The sequence below is a fragment of the Leptospira wolffii serovar Khorat str. Khorat-H2 genome (genome assembly GCF_000306115.2).
GTDB classification, from domain to species: domain Bacteria; phylum Spirochaetota; class Leptospiria; order Leptospirales; family Leptospiraceae; genus Leptospira_B; species Leptospira_B wolffii.
In genome coordinates this window covers 225,317-241,001 of record NZ_AKWX02000004.1, presented here as the reverse complement: position 1 = coordinate 241,001, position 15,685 = coordinate 225,317, and the positions used below count along the sequence as shown (strand labels likewise).

The window sequence follows — 15,685 nt, the reverse complement described above, 5'->3', positions numbered from 1 at the left end:
GTCCTTATGGAAGCAGAGAAAGTCATTTCGGTCCCCATCAAAGAACTTCCTCATCTAAAAGTAATCTTAGCAGGTTGGTATAACTTTTTAAAGGATAACTACGATCAGAAAAAAATCGACGCCAACTCCTTCAAAGAGTCTTTGAAGACGAACGTAGTCTATAATATTGATTTAGATCAGATTGAATTATTGCTGTCCGGTACGGAACAGCTATTGCAGAATTTCCGCAAAAAACTCTCTTAAGGAAAATCGAATGCACTCGTAGAACTACTGCGAGTACATTCTCCCTTAAGCCCTCAAGCTACCAAATCGTACAGCTTTAGTAGCGCATCCGGCTCGGGATCCCTTCCTAAAAATCTTTTGAATAATACCATCGCGTTCTCCGAGCCTCCCTTCTCCAAAATTTCCGTTCTATATTTTTCGGAAAGAATCGGATCGAAAATCCCTTTGGAACGGAAGGCGAAGAAAGCGTCCGCAGCCAGCAACTCGGCCCATTTATAGCTATAGTATCCTGCGGCATAACCTCCCGAGAAAATATGTCCGAATCCGTTTTGGAATTTATTATAAGAAGGCGGAACGATCACACTCACTTCCTTTCTTACTTGGTCCAGAACGGTTTGCACTTCCGTTTCGGAATGTTTTTTCAAATGAATTCTAATATCGAAAATTCCGAATTCTAATTGTCGGACCACTCCCATCCCGGCCAGGAAATTCTTGGTTCCTTTCAATTTCTCGGAAAGGGACGCAGGCATGGGCTCACCCGTCTTATGGTGTTTGGCGAAAAAAGACAAAACTTCGGGCTCATAGGCGAAATTTTCCAGAAATTGGGAGGGAAATTCCACCGCGTCCCATTCCACTCCGTTGATTCCGCTCACTGGAGGTTCTTCGATTTTCGCGCATAGATGATGCAGGGCATGGCCCATCTCATGGAAAAAAGTCACTACGTCGGAGTGTTTCAGAAGAGAAGGGGCCGATTCTTTGGAGGGAGGAAAATTACAGACCACGAACGCGGACGGCAGAATCGTGTCCTGTCCCAGACGATTTCTGGTTTCCCAATGGTTCATCCAGGCACCGCCCTGCTTTTCCTTTCTGGCTTCCAGATCCAAGTAGAGCCTTGCGATCGTTTCGTTTTTATTCTTCACATGAAAGACTTCCGTTTTGGAATCCCAGCTCTGCACCTCCACTCTTTCGAAGCCAAGGCCCAGCAATTTTTCGAAAAAGGAGAATGCTCCCTTGACTACGGTATTCTTTTCGAAATAAGGTCTAGTTTCCTCCTCGTCGAAATCGTACAGCTTCTTCTTTAATTTTTCCGAAACGTAAGTGGTATCGTACGCTTGGAGATCTCGGATTCCCAGAGTGCCGGCGAATTCTTTTAACTCCGAGAATTCCTTCTCCGCTACGGGCTTAGCTAGTTTTCCGATCCTCTCCAGAAAATCCAAAACTTGAACGGGAGAATCCGCCACCTTAGTTGCGAGGGAACATTCTGCAAAATTAGAATATCCTAATATTTTAGAGGATTCGTCCCTAAGAGCCAGGATTTCCTCGATCAATGCTCCGTTTTTAGGAGCACGAGTCACGTACGCCTTATAGAGTTCCTCCCTTTTTTCCCGATTGGTGCCGTAAGTCATATAGGCACTGTAACTCGGGAATTGTAGAGTGAAGGTGTAAGTTCCGTCCTCGTTACGATACAATGCCTTATCCGATTCGGGAATCTCTGCCACGTCCTCTTCCGAATCGATTCGTAATTCGAACTCGTTTGTGGAATCCAAAAGATTCTGGGAGAATTGATTTTGCAGATCTGACAAACGAAGTTGGATCTCCTGCAATCTGGCTTTCTTTTCCGGAGGAAGCCCGACACCGCCCAGGCGGAATTGTAGAATCGCATCCTCTAAGACCTTCTTACGAGGTCCGCTTAAAAAAGTTTTTTCCTTTTCGTAGATCTCTTTGTATCTCCGAAACAGTTCCTCGTTTTGGCCGAGTTCGCTATAAAACTCCGTAACTTCTGGCAGAATTTCCGTATAATTGCTTTGGGTCTCTTCGCTATTCTTCACACTATTGAGATGGGAGAGAACGGTGAACTCTTCTTGGAGTTCTTCCATAGAATCGTTTAATGGACGGATTACGGATTCGTAAGAAGGATCTTTTTTATCTAAAATTTCGGATAATACCTGTTTGGTGGACCGTAACTTTTCCCGAACCGCTTCTTTTCGGGTCTCCAGGGGAGTATTCGGGAAGTTTCGAAATGACATGGATAGATCTCCTAAAAGCAAGCTTCCTGCGACGGGACGGGAAAGCATCCATTTTCCATCTTGACAAAGACCTAAAACCGAGGTCGAATCGCCCGGAAGTTCCTACAATGAAAGCTTTCCTTCTTCTCCTCCCCCTTTATATTTTAAGCTGCCGGTCTCCCGAACTTCCTGTGTTTCCTGCCCAAGAAGGGATTTGTCCAAAAACGAATTTTCTTTTGGTTTCCCAACCTGAAACGGATGTGAAGTCGGGAAATGTGTTGCTCGCCGTTTACTGCAAAAGCGAGATGATTCCCCAAGGATCGGAACTTCAAATCAGTCTGGTATTTCGGGACGAAATCCATCCGAACTCTTGGAAGGACTTCTTTTACAGAATCTATCGTAGATTCCGTTACGGTAGGACCTACGATATAGAATCCTTTCGTCTGAAACTGGATCCGAACGGAAAGCCGGTATCTCTGGAACTCGCCAACGTTTATTCCGGAGATCAAATCTTCCTACAAGATCCGGTGGAACATTTCGATAAGACTCTTTCTTCTTCGCAAATGAAGGAGAAGAATTCGATTCCGATTTTATATTCGAATACTTGGAATCATATGTTCGGGGAGAAGGACAATAATCCGGATTTACCCAAACAAGAATTACCCATAGCAGGTTCTCGCTTCGGAACGAGGAGCCAATTGGATGATTATTTCGGCGGTAAATAGACGAGAAAAAGCCTTTTCCGAGAATCGAATCCCGAAATCCTGGAAGAAACTAAAAGTGCAAACAGGAGTTCTCTCATGGCAAAAATCCCTACTCCCCCTTTTGCGGAATTGGGTCCCAAAACTCCGGTAGAAACCGGTAAAGTAAAACGGGGCATATACGGACGTTATTTAGAAGAGTTTACGGAAGGAGCCATCTTCGAGCATCCCAGAGAACTTACCATAGACAGAGCATTCGCTCAGGAATTCGCAACCACCTTCATGGAAGCGAACCCTCTATACCTTTCCGCTCCTTACGCCCAGGCACATGGATTCAAGGACCTTCTCGTTTCCCCTTTAATGGTCTTCAACCTGGCTCTTTCCTTAGGAGTCCAAAACGATTCCGAAAAGGCTCTCGCAAACCTAGGTTACTACGACGTTCAATTTCTAAAGCCGGTATATCCGGGAGACACACTTTCCGCTAAGACCAAAATCATCAAAATTGACGATAAAGGTCCTGATAAGCCGGGAATCGTTCATGTCAGAACCATCGCCTTGAACCAAAACAAGGAACTCGTCATACAATACGAAAGAAAGATCATGATCTATCATTCCAACGGAAAACCGAAAGGAACTCCGAAACCGGTGATCAAGGACGCTTTCTTTCCGGATACTAATAGCCCTACGATCGAATTGCCTGAGTTGAAATTTCCGAAAGGATTCGAAACCGCAACTTGGAGCGATACGTATTTCGAAAGCTTCGAGCCGGGTCAGATCTATATCCACCAGAACGGAAGAACGATCACAGACGAACATTTCCCTTGGACCTACAGAGTCGGAAACACACATCCTCTTCACTACGATAAACTTTATTCCGCGGGGATCTCCGGCCCCATGGGAGGAGAACCTGTGGTTTACGGAGGTTTGGTATTCGCATGGCTTTGCGGACTCGCATCCAGAGATACCACGGAGAATGTTCTCTGGGATCTTGGCTTCACGGAAGGTTACCATACCCAACCGTCCTTTAGCGGAGACACTGTGACCGCAATCTCAAGAATCCTAACGGTGAAAGATAGAGGAACCGAGTTCGGAATTCCGGCGGGAGAAGTTCATATCCAGTTCATCGGACTCAAGAATATCAAGGCCAACGATGCCTTCGAAAAATTCGGAGAGGACCTCTTCCTGAAAGAAAACGATAAGAAGAAACACGGGAAGGAAAAGCTTCCTGAGAAAATCTTCGAAATCGAAAGAAAGATTTTAGTTAAGAAGAAGTAATCCCCCTCGATACGACGGACAAGTCCCTATTGGAAACTGAGGGACTTGTATCGAGGGATCAGTCCCCTTCCAAAGTGGCGCTCATGGAGCCTTTGGAAGCGGGAAGTAAAGGATCGGGTCCGTAGTTTAGGATTCTATCTTGTATATGCTCGGCGTGTTCGAGTTCTCCCGCAAAGACGATCGTCTTTTTTTGGGCGTCCACTTCCACCGCGTGACCGAATGCCTGCTCGGGAGTCATCTTACAAACTTCCATGAGCATCTCGATCACATATTCGTAGGTATGCTCGTTATCGTCCCAAAGAATGACTCTCCAAGGCCCTCCCGTATAAACAGGATCTTCTGTAGTCGTTTCTTCAATTGTGGGAGAGAGAGGCATGACTGTATCCGGCCGCCGGAGAAACTCTACCCGGCGGATTCTCTTTTACTTGGATTGGACCGCTTTTTTCGCTAATTCCACGATGTTTTTCGCTCTTAGACCGAAATAATCCAAAAGCCCGGACCAGGTACCGGATTTCCCGAAAGTATCCTTCATACCTATTTTCAGGACTCTTACCGGATACACTTCGGATAAGAATTCGCTCACTGCAGAACCGAGTCCGCCGATCACATTATGCTCTTCGCAAGTGATCACAAGTCCGCAAAGTTTTGCGTATTTTAGAATGGCTTCCTCGTCGATAGGCTTGATGGTCGCCATATTCAGAAGAGTGGCTTGGATGCCTTGCGCTTCCAATTCTTTCACCGCGATCATAGCCTCGCCGACGAGAACTCCGTTCGCAATGATTAGAACGTCCTTTCCTTCTCTCATGACCTCGGCTTTACCGATTTGGAATTGGTAATTTTCCCTTTCGATCACGGGAACATTCGGACGACCTACTCTTACGTAAACCGGTCCTTTATAATCCGCGATAGTATGGATGATCTGCTTGGTCTCATTATAATCGGAAGGACAAATCACTACCATTTCCGGAATCGCCCTCATAGTGGCGAAGTCCTCGATACATTGGTGGGAAGCACCATCTTCTCCCACGGTGATTCCTCCGTGAGACGCCACGAGTTTTACGTTCAGGAAGGGATAAACCACGCTATTTCGAACCACTTCCCAAGCGCGCCCGGAAAGAAACATCGCAAATGAAGAAGCGAAAGGAACATATCCGGAGAGCGCAAGCCCTGCCGCATGACCGACTAAATTCTGCTCCGCCACTCCCACGTTAAAGAAACGATCGGGAAAAGCCTTCGCGAATTTATTCGTTTTGGTGGATCCGGAAAGATCCGCATCCAAGACAACGATATCCGAGCGCTTGGCGCCTAACTCGTGCAACGCGTCCCCGTATCCGTCACGGGTCGCCTTTTGGTCTGCTGTAGATGCGGAAACTGCTCCCATTATCCTTTCAATGCTCCTGCTTTATCCGTTTTTTCCCAGGTAAAGGTCTCGCCGGATCTACCGAAGTGACCGTAAGCCGCGGTTTCGCGGTATTTTCTTCCTTTTTCCAGAAGCTGCAAAGACTCGGTGATTCCTCTAGGAGTCAGTCTGAAGTTAGCTCGGATTCTTTTTACGATTTCTTCTTCGGATTGTTTTCCGGTTCCGAAAGTATCCACGTGAACGGAAACAGGCTCTGCCACTCCGATCGCGTATGCCAATTGCACTTCACACTTGGAGGCAAGCCCTGCGGCTACCACGTTTTTGGCGATATATCTTCCCATATACGCTGCGGAACGATCCACTTTGGAAGGATCCTTTCCGGAGAATGCGCCACCACCGTGACGACCGTAACCGCCGTAAGTATCTACGATAATCTTACGGCCGGTGAGTCCCGTATCCCCGTGAGGCCCACCGATGATGAACTGTCCGGTAGGATTGATGAAATATTTAGTATCCTTCAGGAAATTAGCCGGAACTACTTTCTTGATACATTCTTCGATTACTGCTTCCTCGATTTGCTTATGGGAAACGTCGGGAGTGTGTTGGGTGGAGATTACGATGGTATCGATACGAACCGGCTTACCGTCCTTGTATTCTACGGTAACTTGAGACTTTGCATCCGGACGAAGCCACTTGAGTTTTCCGGAATGGCGTAGTCCTGCAAGATGCTTAACGAGTTCATGAGAATAATAGATAGGCATCGGCATGAGTTCGGGAGTCTCGTCGATTGCGAAACCGAACATTAATCCTTGGTCTCCGGCTCCTTGCTCTTTAAAGAGACCTTCCCCTTCGGTCACACCTTGGGAAATATCCGGACTCTGAGCGTGGATATGAGCGGAAACCACGGCGAACTCCGCATCGAATCCGAGGGATATATCATTATAACCGATATCCTTAATCACGTTGCGAGCAATCTCCGCCGCATCGATCTTTCCTTTGCTCGTAACCTCCCCTGCGATGACTGCGAGGTTGGTAGTTACCAAAGATTCGCAAGCTACCCTGGATTTAGGATCCTGTGCGAGATACGCGTCCAAAATCGCGTCGGAAATCTGGTCGCATACCTTGTCAGGATGACCCTCCGATACGGATTCCGAGGTAAATATAAAGTCTTGCAGGGACATTCGGTTTAGATTCCTATTTTTACTGTTCTAAGAGGCCGCCTCTTTAGCGCCCTAAAACTATAAACCTACCTAAGTCGCCGATGTCAAGTGAATCCGATTCGAATTGCTCCTTAGGTTCGGCCTCGACCGGAAATTTAATAAAAACCTTAGAATTTGATTTGTAGGATTTTCCAGGTGAAAAAAGGATTTCTTAGATGAAAATTCGGGTCTCCGATATAAAAGTTAAGAACCGCATCCGCAAAGACTTAGGCGATCTCCAGAGCCTTAAGACCTCCATCCAAAACCTCGGACTCTTACATCCTATTATTATCGATTTGGACAATAAATTGGTCTCCGGAGAACGAAGGCTGGAATGCGTAAAACTCCTAGGCTGGGAATACGTGGACGTACGAATCGTAGACGTCAGGAGTAAAAAGGAAAGAATACTCATCGAAGCCGAAGAAAACAATGTGCGTCTCCCTTTCACCCCGGAGGAACAAGAGAGAGCCCAAAGGCTTTTGCGCAGATATTCGAATACCGGACTCTTCGGGCGGCTGATCGCTTGGCTCATCGACCTGTGGGAATGGTTTTTGTCCTGGCTTTTCAGTCGACAAAATCGATAATCGAAAGGTTTCGCAAAAACAAACGAATCCTTACCGTTTGATATCTTTTTTCCAATGAGACAGTTTTTCGGAGTTAAGCGATCCGAAACAAGAACCCGTTTATATTCCGAGTTTAAAACGCAGAACAGGCGAGTCTCGGAATCCGATTCCGAAACGGGACCCGAGAATTTCCTGCCGGTTCGAATTTTTGCACCGCAAAAACACCCCTGGAAACAAAAATTTATTAATTAGATTTACAAAAAGGAATCTCTTCTCTATCTTGAGCAATCCATACCAAGGAGATCTCTCGAATGAAGAAAACTTCGATCCTTACTTTCTCCGCCGCTATATTGGTCAGCTTTGCTGCTTGTATCGGTGGACTACCATCATTAAAAAGTTCTTTTGTGATTGGTGAGCACGACGTTCCCGGAGTAGGAGTTCAAAAAGCTTTTGCCCCTTATTCCGAAACGGTAAACTATTGGGGATACATCAAACCAGGACAAGCTGCTGACGCAGTCGTAAACGGAAAGAAATCTTATTTCTTGTATGTTTGGGTTCCTGCAGCGATCGCTGAACTCGGCGTTCGTCTCATTTCCCCTACCGGCGAAATCGGTGATCCTTCCAGCGAAGACTTCCAAAGCGACGCTTTCAAAGCTGCAACTCCGGAAGAAAAATCCATGCCGAACTGGTTCGACACCTGGATCCGTGTTGAGCGTTTAGCAGCTATTATGCCTAACCAAATCGAAGGCGCTGCTAAAGGAAAAGCTCTGCAAAACCTCGGAGACAATGATGACGGAGACGACACTTACAACGAAGAGCGTCACGCTAAGTACAACTCTTTGCTTCGCATCACCATCCCTAACCTGCCTAAGAGCCTTGATGAACTGAAAAACCTCGATACTAAAAAACTTTTAGTTCGCGGTCTTTACAGAATCACTTTCACCACTTACAAAGTGGGCGAAGTTAAAGGATCTTTCGTAGCTACCGTTGGAGTTCTTGGCCCTCCGGGTGTTCCAGGACTTTCTCCGATTCTGCACGCTAACCCTGCAGAACTGCAAAAGCAAGCTACCGCTGCTGAAGAAGCTTTGAAAAAAGCTGTTGCAGGCGACAAGAAGTAATCCTTCTTAAAATCGGCTCTGCCGGAAAGCCGCTCATTCGAGCGGCTTTTTTATTTCCCGGAGAAAATTTAGAAATTCCTTACATACTCATTCGCCCCGTCGAACGGCGTTCGATCCGCAGAGTTATTATTCTTATTCCAAACCTATTCTGGTGTATTCCGGGGATTTATCTTTTTCTTCTTTCCATTCTCCGCAGGGCGAAATAAGGCATCCTTAAGAACAAGATCCGGAGTGAACCATTGTTCACAAGCTATGATGGAGAGCGATCATGATAGAGAATAATTACTTTTCCGAAAACGAGGATTTACTCCTACATTTCGATTCCATAATCGATTGGAACGAAATAGTGGATGCATTCGAGCAAGGCTTCTCAGACCGGAAAGAATACGAAAGATCCGGAAAAGAGGAACTCTCCCTGGCTCCGGGAAGTAAGGAAGAAGCTCTGGAATTCTATCGTTCCGTATTGGAGGCTGCGGGAGATATAGCCGGAACCACGATCGCTCCGGTCGCCAAGGAAATGGACAAAGAAGGATTAAATTTTCATAATGGACAGGTGCGATTCCCTAAAGCGATGATCGACGGAGTGCGTAAGGTGAAGGAAGCAGGCATTCTACCCTATTCTATCGGTCGTAAACACGGGGGACTCGGTCTTCCCTCTTCCGTTCAAGCGATGCTCATGGAGATTTTTTCCAGAGCGGACGGATCTCTCGCAATCGCTTTGGGATGTATGAATTTAGCCGAAACTGTGGAAAGATTCGGAACAAAAGAGATGGTGGAAACCTACGTATCTAAGATGGCTGCCGGTGAACTTTGCGGAGCCATGGCCTTAACCGAACCGAATTACGGATCCGATCTTCCGAATTTACAGACAAAGGCGATTAAAGGAGAGGACGGAGTCTGGAGAATCACGGGAGCGAAAAGATTCATTACTCACGGTTGCGGTTTCGACGATAAACCTTCCATTATTCTAACCTTGGCGAGAACGGGAAGCCCTACTAGCGGAGCGAGAGGACTCTCCTTCTTCTTGGTAAAAAGCGAGGACGTGCAGATCGCAGGAATAGAACACAAGATGGGATTGCATTGCTCTCCTACCTGCGAAGTAGTCTACGAGAATACTCCCGGAATACTCATAGGAGAAGAAGGGTACGGACTCGTAAAATACTCGATGGCCATGATGAACGGCGCAAGACTTTCCATCGCCGGCCAAGCCATGGGGATAGGAGCCGCGGCTTATTATGAGGCAAAAAAATATGCGGATGAAAGAGAACAATTCGGTAAAAAGATCCGTAATATCCCAGCAGTGAAGAAAATGCTCGATCTTATGGATCGCGAAATCGTCGCCATGCGTTCTATTCTACAAGAAGCTTCCCGTTCCATCGATCTATACCACTGGAAATCGGAGAGATTGAAAGAAGAAGGCGTCGAGGAAAGAGAGATCAAGAAAGACGAAAGCATCCGCAAATGGGAAAAACTCGCGAACCTATTTACTCCCCTTTCCAAATATTATATTACCGAACAGGCCAATAGAATCGCTTTCGACGCCCTGCAAATCCATGGGGGTGCCGGATATACTTACGATTACGATATTTCCCGTATTTATAGGGATGTGCGCATCACGAATATCTACGAAGGAACGACTCAACTACAAGTGGTAGCCGCAATCGGAGGAATCGTAACCGGTCTAGGCACCAAAGGAATCCTAAGACAATATCTGGAAGAGGAAGCGAATCTATTCGAACCGAGTACGGAACTAAAGGGTCTTCGGGAAAAATTGGACGAATCACATGAACTATACGTTTCTTTGGGGAACGGTCCGGATAAGGACGAGGTATCTTTCGAACTCGTGGAATCCGCGACCAGAGTAATCATTGGAACGATTCTGGAAAAAAGTCTAACCAAACTGGAAGGAAAGGCAAAAGAAGAAAGATCTTCTCTAGTTAATTCGTACCAAACGGATAGCCTCGCCCTATTGGAATACAATCGAATTAGAATACGAAATAAAGGAGTGCCTGCTCTAGTTTAGGACCGCTTCTTCCTTTAGGATTTTCCAGGATCAGGCTTTCTTAATTCATAACGAAATGCTCTCGAAATCCTTAGATCGATCTTAGGATAACATTAAGTTATTATAACTATCCTAAGATCGAATCCAGATTGGATCTGGCGGAACTGGTTCCCAATACTTGAATTCTGTCCGACTCCACAAGGAAAGTCCCTTTCTTTCCGGACCAGGCCAGATTCAACATAGCCTTTGCCACAGTCTTTCCCTGAATGGATCTATATTTTCGAATCGGCCCGAAGAGCAAAGGATTGATAAGAATCGCGAGGACCTGGCCGATCTTTTCGCCTAATCGGAACTCCTTTCTGTCCCCATCCAAAAGCGATGGCCTAAAAATTCCCAAAGAAGAAAAACCGATCTTACGAATTTCCGTCTCGGCTTCCCCTTTCACCCTATTATAAAATATGAGAGAATGAGGATCCGATCCCAGAGCCGTGACGATATGAAAAGAATCCGCACCCGCATTTTTAGCAGCCTTTGCGTAAGAAACCGCATACTCGTAGTCCACTTTACGAAAATTCTCCTTGGAGCCGGCTTGAGAGATCGTAGTTCCTAAACAACAAAACGCATCCGTGATTCCGGCGGGAAGAGCGGGAAAACGATCCCAATCAATAAGGATCGTTTCCAATTTGGGGTGAGACCATTCCAGGGGTCTTCTCACAAGAACATAGACTTTGGACCAGGTAGGATCTATCAATAATTCCTGGAGTAATTCCCCTCCGACGAGCCCCGTAGCGCCGGCAATAATTCCGATTCGATTATTCATTTCCCATCATCCTGTATATAGCCTCGGGACCTCGGATCTTATCAAAGGTTCCATTTGTTTCGTAACAGACGAATAGAATCCGTAAGCCGATTCCCGCATTTCCTTTTACAAAACAATAAGAAACGATTGAAGTCAAATTGGAAAGGAGTATTTTGAGCGACTATGCCCATTGAACAATATCTACCGAAATTTCTTTGTAATATACTGAACACGACGGATCGCAAGCATATGAACGATTCGGTTCGGAAGGTACTCGAAAACGAGGAACTCCTGGGTGCTTATGTTTCCAATGTGTTTCGCTATATTCTACTTCTTTTCTTCGCTCTGCAAATCGCCGCCAATTGGAAAAGCGGAAGTATGCTTGCCAACGGAATAGGAATCGCATTCTTCGCATTGATCACCGTGGGTCATTCCGTCGTCATTCGCACTTGTCCCACCTGGGCGATTAAAGTATACGCGTATCTGGCCCTATTCGCCGATTTCATAATCATAACGGCAATACTGTTATATTATAGTCTGCACCAGAACACTTTCGACTTGGGATTCGCGATCAAGAATCCAATGATGAATTTCTTTCTATTTCCCCTCGCCTTTTCCTTGATACAATTTCGCCTTCGATTCGTACTTTTGAGCATCGTGCTCTTTTACTCGATCTATTTCGGAATACTCGGATACGCAGTCGCTTTCGATCGGATCAATTTCGCGAAGGACTGGGGGGACTACGTGATGGGTCCGAACGTTCTACTCTCCGATATCCTATTCGGTAGACCCGTTATATATCTGATCTTAGGTTTCTTCTTCTGTTTCGGAATCCTTAGGACGCTTATCATGATACGAAGAATAGGAGAAGGAGAAGCGCAACGTTCCCTTCTATCCAGATATTTCTCTCCCGGAATGGTGGAGGAAATGATGTCCAATCCCGACGTTTTAGAAGGTAGAAGACAGACAGCCACCATACTCTTCACGGATATCCGTAATTTCACCGCGTTGTCCGAAAATATGGATCCTCTGGAACTGAGCCGTTTTCTTTCTTCCATTAGAGAAACATTAACCGATTGCGTTTTTGAATTCGGAGGAACCCTGGACAAATACATCGGGGACGCGGTTATGGCCACATTCGGAACTCCCTATCCATCGGAAGATCCCGCTTCGGATGCAATTCGAGCCTTGCAATGCGGGCAACGTATGTTGGAAAAATTAGGAGAATTCAATAAGGCAAGAGAAGAAAGAGGCCTGGAACCGGTAAGAATCGGAATAGGAATCCATACCGGAGAAGTATTTTCCGGAAACATAGAAACCAGCCAAAGAGCGGAATTTACAGTGATCGGAGACGCAGTCAATACTGCTTCCCGAATCGAATCCTTGACCAAGAATTTCGGAAAAGAGCTTTTGGTGTCCGAAGACACCTGGAAATTAGCGGGAGCCAATTTCAGGGGAGAAACCCTTCCTCCAGTCCAGGTAAAAGGAAAGGAAAAACTCGTTACGGTAGTCGCGGTAGGAGCCTAATTGGATCTTAAAAATGAAATCCAAAAGTTTAAAGGACTTCGGTGGTTCTTTTTAGCCACCGATATCGGGTTTATTCTCTACTGGGCCATCACTTTGGTGCATGCCATTCCGGAAGAATATCTTTTCAAGGATTACGATAATCCGATCCTGTCCGCTTGGAACTGGTCCTTTCTACCCCTGGATCTATTCATATCTTTTACCGGACTGACTAGCCTTTACTTTTCCAAAACGGGAAAAAAAGAATGGAGAGCCTTGGCGCTCGTTTCCTTGGCTCTTACATTCGCTTCCGGCCTCCAGGCTCTCGCCTTCTGGACGATTCGATCCGACTATAATTGGAGCTGGTGGATCGCGAACGGATACCTACTAATCTATCCCTTATTCTATTTTCCTAAACTTATCCGACATTAGTCAACCGGCCTCGATCCGGAACGTATCCACCACTCTGTGCATGCGAATCGTTTGCCCGCTAAGCATCAGGCTCATCTTCTGTAGGTCTTCCAATAGATTTCCGATTCGAACGGCTCCGTCCTCCAACTCGCCGAAAAAGTCCCGCATTCTATTAAGTTCCGCATAACGTTTTTCCATATCCCCCGCGACGGATTCGCTTAAGCCCGCCACCCATTGTATGGACTCCTCCAATTCTCCCGATTTGGAAGAATAGGAAAGAACGGACTCCAAAGCGTTTTTCATATTTTTGGAAAGTTCGGGGACCTTGCCCAGGATGGATTTAAAGGAATCCACTGTGACGGAAAGAGAGGATAAGGAACCGTTTACAGTATCCCAGATTTCTCTCAAATATTTATTCGCCTGCTTGGCGTTACTGGAGGTCTTTTCGGCCAAAACGGATATCTGTTCGGCGACTACGGCAAAACCTTTATCACCTCCTCTCGCGGATTCGATGGACGCATTGATGGACAACATGCCGAGCTGCTCTGCGATCTTTTGCAGAATCACTACGAGCTCCTCGACTTTCTTCGCGGAACCGTTCAGGCCTTGCATACTCTTCACTGTGTTTTCCAGAGTTTTTTCGCCCGCAAACGCGATATCTTGGATGGAATTCGCGATCATACCGGAAGAACGGATTTCTTGCTGGAGTTCCTTCATTCCTTCGGACATTTCTTCCGACATTCTTCTCATTTCTCCGGATCTCTTTCTTTCCTCTCGGACCAGATCCAGGACCGCCTTTAAGGATGACTCCAAGAGATCGGAGGTATTCCTTACGGTTTCCGTCCTTTCCTTCTGCTTTTGGATCTCCTTCGTGATATTTAGTGTGGAGGTGTCCAATAACTCGGATTCGCTTTCTATCTTATCCGAATTCTCCTTAACTACGGAAATGATTTGAGTCAGACTCAAGAGAAGCCGATTGAAAAGCTCGGCTACGGCTCCCGATTCCATACCGCGATCGACTTCGATCCTTTTTCGTAGGTCCTTGGAATCCGCAACGTATTTCATGGCGTTCATTAGATCCAACCATACAGTCTTGGCCCCATGTTCGGATTCGTTCAGACCGATTTCCTCTTCTTCTGAACTCACCCGAATGGAAATCGTGAATTTCATTAAGAAAAATAGTACGAGCCCCATAGAAAAGGCCCAAACGGCGCATACTGCAACTCCGACCAATTGCACCTGCCACTGATCCAAACTTCTTAAGGATTCGTCCTTGGCAAAGATGCAAACCGCAATCGTTCCCCAGATTCCTCCCATACCGTGAACTGGGAAGGCACCGACAACGTCGTCCAACTTGAGCCAATTTTCCATCGCATAAACGGTGAACTCCACAAGCAGGCCCGAAATAAATCCCACTATAAGAGAAGATGCGGGACTCAAGACGTCGCAACCCGCTGTGATGGCAACGAGCCCTCCCAACACTCCGTTGATCGCTCCTCCCACATGAGGCAATCCCTTCGTAATATAATCGAAGGCGATCGCGGAACAACAACCTGCACAGGCAGCCAAACTAGTATTAACTATAATGCGAGGAACGTCGTCCGTGAGAGAAAGAGTACTGCCGCCGTTGAACCCGAACCAACCGAACCAAAGGATAAAAGTTCCTAAAACGGAGAAAGGTAGATTGTGACCGTACAATTCCCTAGGTTTACCGGAAGAATCGAAGCGATCTTTTCTAGGACCTAAAACGATGACTCCAGCCAAGGATACCCAAGCACCCACGGAATGGACTACGGAACTTCCCGCAAAATCGTGAAAGCCTGCCTGCCCGAGCCATCCCCCTCCCCAAGTCCAATGCCCGAATACGGGATAAATGATAAGAGATACGAATAAGGAACAGATCAAATAAGCCTGAAATCGGATCCTCTCCGCTACAGCACCCGATACGATGGTTGCAGCAGTTCCCATAAAAGTGACCTGGAATAGGAAGAAAGCGAATTCTTTTCCGGTTTCCAAGCCCTCGAGTAGGAACAAATCCTTCCCTATCCAACCGTTCCAGGAGGTTCCGTACATGAAACCGTAACCTAGAAGGAAGAAGCAAATCGTTCCGACCACGTAATCCAAAAGATTTTTGATCGCTACGTTGATGGAGTTCTTGGAGCGTACCAGGCCCGATTCCAAGAGAAGAAAGCCCGCTTGCATGAAAAACACGAGAGCGGAAGCGAATGTGATCCAAAGTACGTCCACATTCTTTGCCAAAGCCTTTGCGGCGGGTAAAACGGAATCCAAATAAACCCCCAGGTCTCGCGGGCAGAGTAAAAGGAATTTCCACCTTGAGAAGGAAAAAAAGAAATCGTGCTTAAGAATTTCGAATCCGGACTCGAATAACGCAAGCGGTAATAATGTCCAATAACGTACTTGTTTAAGAGAAAAGCCTATTCCTTAAATGGTGTGAATTCTTTCCATCCCCCAAATGGGGGAAACAAATACGTTAGGATCCGTTAGTTAGTATGGAGCATTCGGAAA

The 15,685-nt window shown here is 46.3% G+C and carries 14 protein-coding genes; 8 read left to right on the top strand and 6 right to left on the bottom strand.

What is annotated here, in order from left to right; all coding sequences use genetic code 11:
• Positions 1–6 precede the first annotated feature (6 nt).
• Entirely contained in the window at positions 7–243 is a 237-nt protein-coding gene (locus LEP1GSC061_RS01155) for a hypothetical protein (RefSeq protein ID WP_016543541.1), read from the top strand.
• Between the two features lie 53 nt (positions 244–296).
• Here LEP1GSC061_RS01155 and LEP1GSC061_RS01150 read toward each other — a convergent pair whose 3' ends face one another.
• Positions 297–2,297, bottom strand: a complete 2,001-nt coding sequence (locus LEP1GSC061_RS01150) for a M3 family metallopeptidase (RefSeq protein WP_016543497.1) — start codon at positions 2,295–2,297, stop codon at positions 297–299.
• Between the two features lie 59 nt (positions 2,298–2,356).
• Here LEP1GSC061_RS01150 and lsa23 point away from each other — a divergent pair, with 59 nt between their 5' ends.
• Positions 2,357–2,953, top strand: a complete 597-nt coding sequence (gene lsa23, locus LEP1GSC061_RS01145; RefSeq protein ID WP_016543795.1) for a surface adhesion protein Lsa23 — start codon at positions 2,357–2,359, stop codon at positions 2,951–2,953.
• Between the two features lie 75 nt (positions 2,954–3,028).
• Positions 3,029–4,204, top strand: coding sequence for a MaoC family dehydratase (locus LEP1GSC061_RS01140; RefSeq protein ID WP_016543700.1), 1,176 nt, complete (start codon positions 3,029–3,031; stop codon positions 4,202–4,204).
• Positions 4,205–4,262: 58 nt separating this feature from the next.
• Here LEP1GSC061_RS01140 and LEP1GSC061_RS01135 read toward each other — a convergent pair whose 3' ends face one another.
• Genes LEP1GSC061_RS01135 through metK form a run of 3 tightly spaced genes read right to left on the bottom strand, consistent with a single transcriptional unit; the run spans position 4,263 to position 6,745 of the window.
• Positions 4,263–4,580, bottom strand: a complete 318-nt coding sequence (locus LEP1GSC061_RS01135; protein ID WP_016544000.1) for an ATP-dependent Clp protease adaptor ClpS — start codon at positions 4,578–4,580, stop codon at positions 4,263–4,265.
• Between the two features lie 45 nt (positions 4,581–4,625).
• Entirely contained in the window at positions 4,626–5,585 is a 960-nt protein-coding gene (locus LEP1GSC061_RS01130) for a transketolase family protein (protein WP_016543895.1), read from the bottom strand.
• The gene (metK, locus tag LEP1GSC061_RS01125) at positions 5,585–6,745 is read right to left on the bottom strand and encodes a methionine adenosyltransferase (protein WP_016543398.1); all 1,161 of its coding nucleotides are present in this window, start codon (positions 6,743–6,745) and stop codon (positions 5,585–5,587) included. The genes LEP1GSC061_RS01130 and metK overlap by 1 nt, the downstream gene beginning before the upstream one ends.
• A 194-nt stretch (positions 6,746–6,939) precedes the next feature.
• On the opposite strand from metK, the gene LEP1GSC061_RS01120 reads away from it, so the two are divergent.
• From LEP1GSC061_RS01120 to LEP1GSC061_RS01110, 3 genes are all read left to right on the top strand, one after another.
• Complete coding sequence (locus LEP1GSC061_RS01120; RefSeq protein WP_016544113.1) at positions 6,940–7,347, top strand: ParB N-terminal domain-containing protein; 408 nt, start codon at positions 6,940–6,942, stop codon at positions 7,345–7,347.
• A gap of 290 nt (positions 7,348–7,637) precedes the next feature.
• Complete coding sequence (lipL32, locus tag LEP1GSC061_RS01115) at positions 7,638–8,444, top strand: major surface lipoprotein LipL32 (RefSeq protein WP_016543704.1); 807 nt, start codon at positions 7,638–7,640, stop codon at positions 8,442–8,444.
• 268 nt (positions 8,445–8,712) lie between these two features.
• Positions 8,713–10,467, top strand: coding sequence for an acyl-CoA dehydrogenase family protein (locus LEP1GSC061_RS01110; RefSeq protein ID WP_016543658.1), 1,755 nt, complete (start codon positions 8,713–8,715; stop codon positions 10,465–10,467).
• Between the two features lie 106 nt (positions 10,468–10,573).
• On the opposite strand, the gene LEP1GSC061_RS01105 is transcribed toward LEP1GSC061_RS01110, so the two are convergent.
• Positions 10,574–11,266 (bottom strand): oxidoreductase, encoded by a 693-nt coding sequence (locus LEP1GSC061_RS01105; RefSeq protein WP_016543510.1) that lies wholly within the window; start codon positions 11,264–11,266, stop codon positions 10,574–10,576.
• Positions 11,267–11,494: 228 nt separating this feature from the next.
• Between LEP1GSC061_RS01105 and LEP1GSC061_RS01100 the strand changes: the two genes are divergently transcribed.
• On the top strand, positions 11,495–12,772 hold the full coding sequence (locus LEP1GSC061_RS01100) for an adenylate/guanylate cyclase domain-containing protein (RefSeq protein ID WP_016544131.1): 1,278 nt from the start codon (positions 11,495–11,497) through the stop codon (positions 12,770–12,772).
• The gene (locus LEP1GSC061_RS01095) at positions 12,773–13,180 is read left to right on the top strand and encodes a DUF5360 family protein (protein ID WP_016543991.1); all 408 of its coding nucleotides are present in this window, start codon (positions 12,773–12,775) and stop codon (positions 13,178–13,180) included.
• Here LEP1GSC061_RS01095 and amt read toward each other — a convergent pair whose 3' ends face one another.
• A complete protein-coding gene (amt, locus tag LEP1GSC061_RS01090) occupies positions 13,181–15,448 on the bottom strand; it encodes an ammonium transporter (RefSeq protein WP_016544085.1) in 2,268 nt (755 codons plus the stop codon). It lies immediately after the preceding gene.
• Positions 15,449–15,685: the final 237 nt, after the last annotated feature.

Bases quoted from the DNA above. Each gene is read 5' to 3' on its own strand.
- LEP1GSC061_RS01155 (WP_016543541.1), top strand. From the start codon at position 7: ATGGAAGCAGAGAAAGTCATTTCGGTCCCCATCAAAGAACTTCCTCAT.
- LEP1GSC061_RS01150 (WP_016543497.1), bottom strand. From the start codon at position 2,297: ATGCTTTCCCGTCCCGTCGCAGGAAGCTTGCTTTTAGGAGATCTATCC.
- lsa23 (WP_016543795.1), top strand. From the start codon at position 2,357: ATGAAAGCTTTCCTTCTTCTCCTCCCCCTTTATATTTTAAGCTGCCGG.
- LEP1GSC061_RS01140 (WP_016543700.1), top strand. From the start codon at position 3,029: ATGGCAAAAATCCCTACTCCCCCTTTTGCGGAATTGGGTCCCAAAACT.
- LEP1GSC061_RS01135 (WP_016544000.1), bottom strand. From the start codon at position 4,580: ATGCCTCTCTCTCCCACAATTGAAGAAACGACTACAGAAGATCCTGTT.
- LEP1GSC061_RS01130 (WP_016543895.1), bottom strand. From the start codon at position 5,585: ATGGGAGCAGTTTCCGCATCTACAGCAGACCAAAAGGCGACCCGTGAC.
- metK (WP_016543398.1), bottom strand. From the start codon at position 6,745: ATGTCCCTGCAAGACTTTATATTTACCTCGGAATCCGTATCGGAGGGT.
- LEP1GSC061_RS01120 (WP_016544113.1), top strand. From the start codon at position 6,940: ATGAAAATTCGGGTCTCCGATATAAAAGTTAAGAACCGCATCCGCAAA.
- lipL32 (WP_016543704.1), top strand. From the start codon at position 7,638: ATGAAGAAAACTTCGATCCTTACTTTCTCCGCCGCTATATTGGTCAGC.
- LEP1GSC061_RS01110 (WP_016543658.1), top strand. From the start codon at position 8,713: ATGATAGAGAATAATTACTTTTCCGAAAACGAGGATTTACTCCTACAT.
- LEP1GSC061_RS01105 (WP_016543510.1), bottom strand. From the start codon at position 11,266: ATGAATAATCGAATCGGAATTATTGCCGGCGCTACGGGGCTCGTCGGA.
- LEP1GSC061_RS01100 (WP_016544131.1), top strand. From the start codon at position 11,495: ATGAACGATTCGGTTCGGAAGGTACTCGAAAACGAGGAACTCCTGGGT.